This window comes from Streptomyces sp. URMC 127 (assembly GCF_051386535.1).
In the GTDB taxonomy this organism is placed as follows: domain Bacteria; phylum Actinomycetota; class Actinomycetes; order Streptomycetales; family Streptomycetaceae; genus Streptomyces.
In genome coordinates this window covers 22,607-29,536 of sequence record NZ_JBPQTW010000070.1, presented here as the reverse complement: position 1 = coordinate 29,536, position 6,930 = coordinate 22,607, and the positions used below count along the sequence as shown (strand labels likewise).

The window sequence follows — 6,930 nt, the reverse complement described above, 5'->3', positions numbered from 1 at the left end:
GCCCGGCGACGTCCTGCACGCCCTCCTGCACCACGACCCCGGCAACGACGACTGGATCGTCGTCCGCACCTCCCGGCTGCCGCGCAGCCTCCTCGGCATCGGCGCCGGCATCGCCCTCGGCCTGTCCGGCGCGCTCATGCAGGCCCTCACCCGCAACCCGCTCGCCGACCCCGGCCTCCTCGGCGTCAACGCCGGTGCCGCGGCTGCCGTCGCCGGCGCCACGGCCCTGCTCGGCCTCGGCAGCTTCACCTCCTACGTCTGGTGCGCGCTGCTGGGCGCGGCCGTCGCCGCCGCGGCCGTCCACCTGCTCGGCACCCGCGGCCGCTCCCGCGCCACGCCCGTACGGCTCGCGCTCGCGGGCACGGCCGTCACCGCCGTCCTCACCGCGGTCGTCAACGGCCTGATCCTGCTCGACCCGCTCGCCCTCAACCGCCTGCGGTTCTGGCAGATCGGCACCCTCGCCGGCGCCGACGGCGCCCTCGCCCGGCAGGTGCTGCCCTTCCTGGCCGCCGGCGCCGTACTGGCCGCCCTGCTGGCCCGGCCGCTCAACGCGCTGGCCCTCGGCGACGACAGCGCCCGCGCGCTCGGCGCCCACCCCGGCCGCACACAGTTCGCGACGATGGCCGCGATCACCCTGCTGTGCGGCGCGGCCACCGCCGCAGTCGGCCCGATCGCCTTCGTCGGCCTGGCCGTCCCGCACGTGGCCCGCCTGATCACCGGCCCCGACCAGCGGTGGGTCCTGCCCTACAGCGCCGTCCTCGCCGCGGCCCTGCTGCTCGCCTCCGACATCCTCGGCCGCGTCGTGCTGCGCCCGCAGGAGCTGGAGGCCGGCGTCGTCACCGCGTTCCTCGGGGCGCCCCTGTTCATCGCACTCGTCCGCCGCAAGAGGATCAGCGAACTGTGACCAGCCGTACCCCGCTTGTGCGTCTCGCGCGTCGCCGTCCGGCCGGGCAGCCGCCGGGCACGCCCCCGCGGACCACGCGCCTGCGCACCCTGCGCTTCGGCCTGCCGGGCCGCACCGGCCGCACCGGCCGACCCGGCTTGTCCCTGCGCTGGGACCCGCGTGCCGCCGCCGTCTGCGCTGCCCTCCTCCTCGCCGCGGCCGCGGCCGGCGTGTGGACGCTGACGACCGGTGACTTCCGCATCCCCGTCTCCGACGTCCTGCGCGTCCTCGCCGGCGACGGCAACCCCGCGTACACGTACATCGTCCAAGAGCTGCGGCTGCCCCGGCTGCTGACGGCCCTTCTGACGGGCGCCGCGCTCGGCCTGTCGGGAGCCCTCTTCCAGAGCGTCGCCCGCAACCCCCTCGGCAGCCCCGACGTCATCGGCTTCACCGTCGGCTCCGCCACCGGCGCGCTCGTCGCCATCCTCGTGCTGAGCGCCGGCGCGGTCCCGGTCGCCGTCGGATCCGTCGCCGGCTGCGCGGTCACCAGCGCCGCCGTCTACCTGCTCGCGTGGCGGCGCGGCGCGGCCGCCTTCCGGCTCGTCCTCGTCGGCATCGGGGTGAGCGCCCTGCTCTCCTCGGCCAACGCCTACCTGATCGCCAAGGCGTCGTTCACCGACGCCCAGAGCGCCCAGGTCTGGCTCACCGGCAGCCTCAACGGCCGCGGGTGGCAGCACGTTTCGACGATGGCGGCCGCGCTCGCCGTCCTCGCCCCCGCGGCCCTGCTCCTCGCCCGGCCGCTGCGCATGCTGGAGATGGGCGAGGACACCGCCTCCGCGCTGGGCGTACGGGGCGAGCGGGCCAAGGCCGGAGCGCTCGTGACGGGCGTGGGGCTGACGGCGCTCGCCACGGCGGTCGCGGGACCCGTCCCGTTCGTCGCCCTGGTGGCCCCGCAGGTCGCGCGCCGGCTGACCCGCGCCCCGGGCCCGGGCCTCCTGCCGTCCGCCGTGCTGGGGGCGCTGGTGCTCGCCGTCAGCGACGTCACCGCGCAGCGGATGCTGGCCCCCACGCAGCTTCCCGTGGGGGTCCTGACCGGTGTCGTCGGCGGCTGCTACCTGGTGTGGGTGCTCGCCCGGCAGTGGCGCGCCGGCCAGGGCTGAGCCGGTCCGCCGCCCTCGGTGAGCGGGCCCGCGGCGAGCGTCCGGGCGAAGACGCGGGAGCCGCGGGCGGGGTCCAGCGCCGCCGCCCACGCGCGCGGTGCCCGCGCCGTGTCGGTCTCCCGGAAGCCGCCGCGGACGAAGGCCTCGCCGCCGCCGGTCGTGGCCGCGAACACCTCGGTGACCGACCCGGCGGCGGCGTGCAGCAGCAGCGCCTCCAGCAGCCGCGACCCGACGCCGCGGCGCTGCCGGCCCTGCCGCACGCAGAAGTTGTGCAGCACGCCCGCCGTGCCGGTGACCGCGAGGCCGCCGGCGGGGAACGTACGCAGGGCGACGCACCCTTCGAGGAGCCCCGCAGGGTCCTCCGCGTTCTCCGCGACGAAGAACTCCGCGAACCTGGCCGCGTACACCTGCGGCGTCCGGCGGCGCAGGGCGCCCGTCCGCATGAAGGGTTCCGACAGGGCGTAGAGCGCGGGGGCGTCGGCGGCCCGCGCCCTGCGTACGACGCCCGGCGCGGGGACCGGCCGGCCTTCGCGCGTGCGGACCATCAGCGGACCCAGCCTCATAGAGGGCTCCCGTTCCTCACGTTCACCTAAGAAAGTGAGGTAAGCCTAACCTAACTAAATCTTGCTCCGGAGGGAGGGGGAAGCCCGTCAGGGGAACCGGGCGGCGTGCTCCGCGTACGGCCCCACCGCGGCAGCGCTCCTGTCGCGGACCGTACCGTGGCCCCATGAGTACCCTGAGCTTCGACCGTTGCTGCAGCGAAATCACCGCGCAGACCGACCTGTTGAGAGCACACGTCAAGGGCGCTGACATGCGGGCCCGCGTGCCCTCCTGCCCCGGCTGGAACCTCGGGCAGCTGCTGCGCCACATCGGCGGCACCCACCGCTGGGCCGAGGAGGTCGTCCGCACCCGGGCCGCCGGGCCCGTCCCCGACGACCTGGTCGGCGACGCCGCCCTCGCCCGTTACACCGACGAGGACGGCGCCTTCCTCGACGCGTGGCTCGCCGACGGCGCCGCCCGGCTCGCCCGGACGCTGCGCGAGGCCGGGCCCGGCGCGGAGGTGTGGTCGCCCTCCGAAGAGCGCTCGGCGGCCTTCTGGGCGCGCCGCATGACGCACGAGACGGCCGTCCACCGGGCCGACGCCGCGCTGACCACCGGCGCGGACTACCGGCTGGACGAGGAGGTCGCGCTCGACGCCCTCGACGAATGGATGACGTTCGCCTCCTACGCCGAGGCCGCCGAGACCCCGCCCGGCGGCCCCGCGCTGCTCGGGCCCGGCCGCACGCTCCACTTCCACGCCACCGGCGCCGCACCGGGCACGACCGCGGGGGAGTGGCTCGTCGACCTCACCGGCGACACCGCCCGCTGGAGCCGAGCCCACGGCAGGGCCGCCGTCGCCGTGCGCGGCACGCTCACCGAGCTCGTCCTGTTCGTCTACCGGCGCCCCACGCCCAGCGGCACCGGCGGTGTGGAGATCCTCGGCGACGAGCCCCTGCTCGACCTGTGGCTGGAGCGCTCGGGCTTCTGGCTGAAGTGAGGGCGCCGGGCGCGGCCGGCAGGCGCTGCGGTTGCGGGGGCCCGGCACCGGCCGGAGGGTGGAATCCGGCAGAACCCCTTCAATCGCACACACAAGGGAGGCCTCGTCATGGCCAAGGGCAAGGGCAAGGCGAAGCAGATCAAGGGCAAGCTCAAGGAGACCGCGGGCGACGCGACCGGCAACAAGCGCATGGAGGCCGAGGGCCGGGCCGAGAAGGTGTCGGGCAAGGTGCAGGAGTCCGCGGAGAAGGCCAGGAAGAACCTGGGCGGCCGCTGAGGCTCCCGCAGCCGCGCGCCGGCCCCGGCCGGCGCGGCGGTGTCCGGGCCGGTGCCGAGCTCCCTCCGGGGGTGCTCGGCACCGGCTTTGCCGTGCAGCCGGCCTTGCTGTGCCACCGGCCTTGCCGTGCCTCCGGGGCGCCGGACTGCGGGCCCGCAACATCCAACTCGCTTGCGCGCGGCGGAACTCGGGTTCCCCGCATTCCCTGATCGGCTGAACCCGGCCCACGTCCGCGCATACCCCGCCCGCCGCGGGTAGTCACGACGCCATGTGGAAGCGTCTCTGTGTCCGTGTGTCCGGCGTCGTGGCCGGAGTGTTCCTCGCCTTCTTCCCCGCCGGGACGGCCCAGGCCCACCCGGCCGATCCCGCCCGGTCCGGCCTGTTCCCGCCGTCTCACGGCAACGGCTGTTCCGCCCAGATCACCTTCCCCTCCGGGGTGTACCGCGTCCCCCACCGCTCCGCCAGCTGAGCGACGAGGAACAGGCCCCGGCCGCCCTCGTCCTCCGCCGCGGCGTAGCGCAGGTGGGGGGAGGTGCTGCTGCTGTCGGCCACCTCGCAGATGAGGGCGCGGTCGCGCAGCAGGCGGACGCGGACCGGGCCCGAGGCGTGCCGGATGGCGTTGGTGATGAGCTCGCTGAGGATCAGCTCGGTGGTGAACGCCGCCTCGTCCATGTCCCAGTCGGACAGCTGCTGCGTGACGTCGGCGCGGGCCCGCGAGACGACCGCGGGGTCGGAGGGCAGCTCCCACTCGGCCGAGCGGTCGGCCGCAAGGCGGCGGGTCCGGGCGACGAGGAGGGCGATGTCGTCCCGCTGCCGCGCCGGCAGCAGGGCACCGATCACCGCGTCGCAGGTCTCCTCGGGCGTGCGCCCCGGGTGGGCGAGGGTGTCGCGGAGGATCGCGAGGCCCGCGTCGATGTCCCGCTTGCGGTCCTCGATGAGGCCGTCCGTGTAGAGCACGAGGCTGCTGCCCTCGGCCAGCTGCAGCTCGCCGGCCTCGAAGGGCAGCCCGCCGAGGCCGAGCGGCGGCCCCGCGGGCAGCTCGGGGAACTCGACCGTCCCGTCGGGGCGGACGAGCGCCGGCAGGGGGTGCCCGGCCCGGGCCATGGCGCACACGCCCGTGGCCGGGTCGTAGATCGCGTACAGGCAGGTGGCACCGGCGATCGAGGCCTCCTCGTCCGTGCCCGCGGACTCCTGGTCGATGCGGCCGACGAGCTCGTCGAGGTGCCCGAGGAGCTCGTCCGGCGGCAGGTCCAGCGCGGAGAAGTTCTGCACGGCCGTACGGAGCCGGCCCATCGTGGCGGCGGCGTGCAGGCCGTGGCCGACGACGTCGCCGACGACCATGGCGACGCGCGCACCGGGCAGCGGGATGACGTCGAACCAGTCGCCGCCCACCCCCGCCTGGGCCGGCAGGTAGCGGTAGGCGATGTCGAGGGCGTTCTGCTCGGGCAGGCCGCGCGGCAGCAGGCTGTGCTGCAGCGTGACCGCCATGGCGTGCTCGCGCGTGAAGCGCCGGGCGTTGTCGATGCACACCGCGGCGCGCGCCGCCAGCTCCTCGGCCAGCGACAGGTCGTCCTCCTCGAAGGTGGCGCTGTCCGCCGTCCGCCAGAAGTTGGCGATGCCCATCAGCACACCCCGGGCCTTGAGCGGCACGGTGATCAGGGAGTGGAAGCCGTAGTCCAGTATCGCCTGCGTCCGCTCCACGTCCTGGGTGCGCCAGCCGGACGAGACCGCGAGGTCCGGCACGAGGACGGCCTTCCCGCTCATGAAACCCGTGGCCTGCGGCGTGGGCGGGGCGAACCGGTGCAGCTCGCCCGCCCGGTAGAGGGGGTGGTCGTCGCGGACGCCGCCGAGCGCCACCCGGCGCAGCTCCGGCGCTTCGGCGCCCACCCCGAACCGGGGCTCGTCGCCGCGCAGGACCGGCTCGGCGAGGTCGACGGTGGCGTAGTCGGTGAACCGGGGGGAGGCCACCTGCGTGAGCTCCTCCGCGGTGCGCTGCACGTCCAGGGTCGTGCCGATGGCCACGCTCGCGTCGTACAGCAGCTTGAGCCGCTCGCGGGCCGCCTCGGCCTTGCCCGCCAGCGCGCGCAGCTCGGTGGAGTCGCGCAGGGTGGCCACGCTGCCGGGCGGGCCGCCCCGGCGGTCCGTGGGCCGGTTGTTCACCGCGAGCAGCCGGTCCCCCACGGGCAGCACCTCGTCGTTGGCGAGCCGGCGGGACCCCAGCAGCTCCGCCATCCGCGGGTCCAGGTCGAGCCCGGCGACCGGCCGCCCCTCCACGTCCGGCGGCAGGCCGAGGAGCCGGCGCGCCTCGTCGTTGGCGAGCAGGACCCGGCCGTCGTCCCCGACGATGACGACGCCCTCGCGCACCGCGTGCAGGACCGCGTCGTGGTGTTCGTACATCCGGGTCATCTCGGACGGGCCCAGGCCGTGCGTCTGGCGCCGCAGCCGCCGGCTGACCAGGGCCGCCCCGCCCGTCGCCAGGGTGAGCGCGGCGCCGCCGGCGGCGAGGACGAGCGGCAGCTGCCGGTCGACGGCGCTGCTCACCGAGCTGACCTTGAGGCCGGACGAGACGAGGCCGACGACGTTGCCGTGGTCGTCCTCCACGGGGACCACGGCCTGCACCTCCTCGCCGAGGGGGCCGTGGACGCTCTCGACGGTGACGTGCCCGGCCTGCGAGGGCGCGATGGTGCCGATGAACTGCTTGCCGATGAGCTCGGGCCGGGGATGGGTGTAGCGGAGGCCGTCCCGGTCGGTGACGACGATGAAGTCGACCCCGGCCTCCTTGCGGGCGGCCTCGGTCAGCGGCTGGAGCACCTTGCTGGGGTCCGGTCCGCGCAGGGTCCCGACCAGGCCGGGGCTGTGGGCGAACGTCTGCGCGGCGGCGAGCGATCGGTCGCGCGCCGCCTGGAACCTGTCGCTCCGCGCCTGGAGTACCAGCGTGACCACCGCGGCGACGACGAGCAGCAGGACGATCAGCAGCTGCAGCAGGAACATCTGACCGGCGACACTGCGGCTGCGCGCCAGCGACCGGATGCGTCCGGCCGACGGCATCCGTGAGCCGTGGCGCGACTGCCGCG

At 75.7% G+C, this 6,930-nt stretch carries 6 protein-coding genes; 4 read left to right on the top strand and 2 right to left on the bottom strand.

The features are described 5' to 3' along the window. Window positions 1-13 precede the first annotated feature (13 nt). Window positions 14-904 carry a FecCD family ABC transporter permease gene (locus tag ACSNOH_RS16915; protein ID WP_436722176.1) on the top strand — a complete coding sequence of 297 codons (891 nt, stop codon included), beginning with the start codon at window positions 14-16 and terminating at the stop codon, window positions 902-904. A gap of 89 nt (window positions 905-993) precedes the next feature. Continuing rightward, the gene (locus tag ACSNOH_RS16910; RefSeq protein ID WP_436722175.1) at window positions 994-2,043 is read left to right on the top strand and encodes a FecCD family ABC transporter permease; all 1,050 of its coding nucleotides are present in this window, start codon (window positions 994-996) and stop codon (window positions 2,041-2,043) included. On the opposite strand, the gene ACSNOH_RS16905 is transcribed toward ACSNOH_RS16910, so the two are convergent. Further along, window positions 1,995-2,606, bottom strand: a complete 612-nt coding sequence (locus ACSNOH_RS16905) for a GNAT family N-acetyltransferase (protein WP_436722174.1) — start codon at window positions 2,604-2,606, stop codon at window positions 1,995-1,997. The genes ACSNOH_RS16910 and ACSNOH_RS16905 overlap by 49 nt on opposite strands. Before the next feature lie 164 nt (window positions 2,607-2,770). On the opposite strand from ACSNOH_RS16905, the gene ACSNOH_RS16900 reads away from it, so the two are divergent. After that, on the top strand, window positions 2,771-3,580 hold the full coding sequence (locus ACSNOH_RS16900; RefSeq protein WP_436722173.1) for a maleylpyruvate isomerase family mycothiol-dependent enzyme: 810 nt from the start codon (window positions 2,771-2,773) through the stop codon (window positions 3,578-3,580). Window positions 3,581-3,688: 108 nt separating this feature from the next. Beyond that, entirely contained in the window at window positions 3,689-3,856 is a 168-nt protein-coding gene (locus ACSNOH_RS16895) for a CsbD family protein (RefSeq protein WP_436722172.1), read from the top strand. A 393-nt stretch (window positions 3,857-4,249) separates the two neighbouring features. On the opposite strand, the gene ACSNOH_RS16890 is transcribed toward ACSNOH_RS16895, so the two are convergent. Then, a complete protein-coding gene (locus ACSNOH_RS16890; RefSeq protein ID WP_436722171.1) occupies window positions 4,250-6,904 on the bottom strand; it encodes a SpoIIE family protein phosphatase in 2,655 nt (884 codons plus the stop codon). Window positions 6,905-6,930 lie beyond the last annotated feature (26 nt).

Excerpts from the sequence above, each read along its gene's own strand:
- ACSNOH_RS16905 (WP_436722174.1), bottom strand. The coding sequence starts at position 2,606 with ATGAGGCTGGGTCCGCTGATGGTCCGCACGCGCGAAGGCCGGCCGGTC.
- ACSNOH_RS16900 (WP_436722173.1), top strand. The coding sequence starts at position 2,771 with ATGAGTACCCTGAGCTTCGACCGTTGCTGCAGCGAAATCACCGCGCAG.
- ACSNOH_RS16895 (WP_436722172.1), top strand. The coding sequence starts at position 3,689 with ATGGCCAAGGGCAAGGGCAAGGCGAAGCAGATCAAGGGCAAGCTCAAG.
- ACSNOH_RS16890 (WP_436722171.1), bottom strand. The coding sequence starts at position 6,904 with ATGCCGTCGGCCGGACGCATCCGGTCGCTGGCGCGCAGCCGCAGTGTC.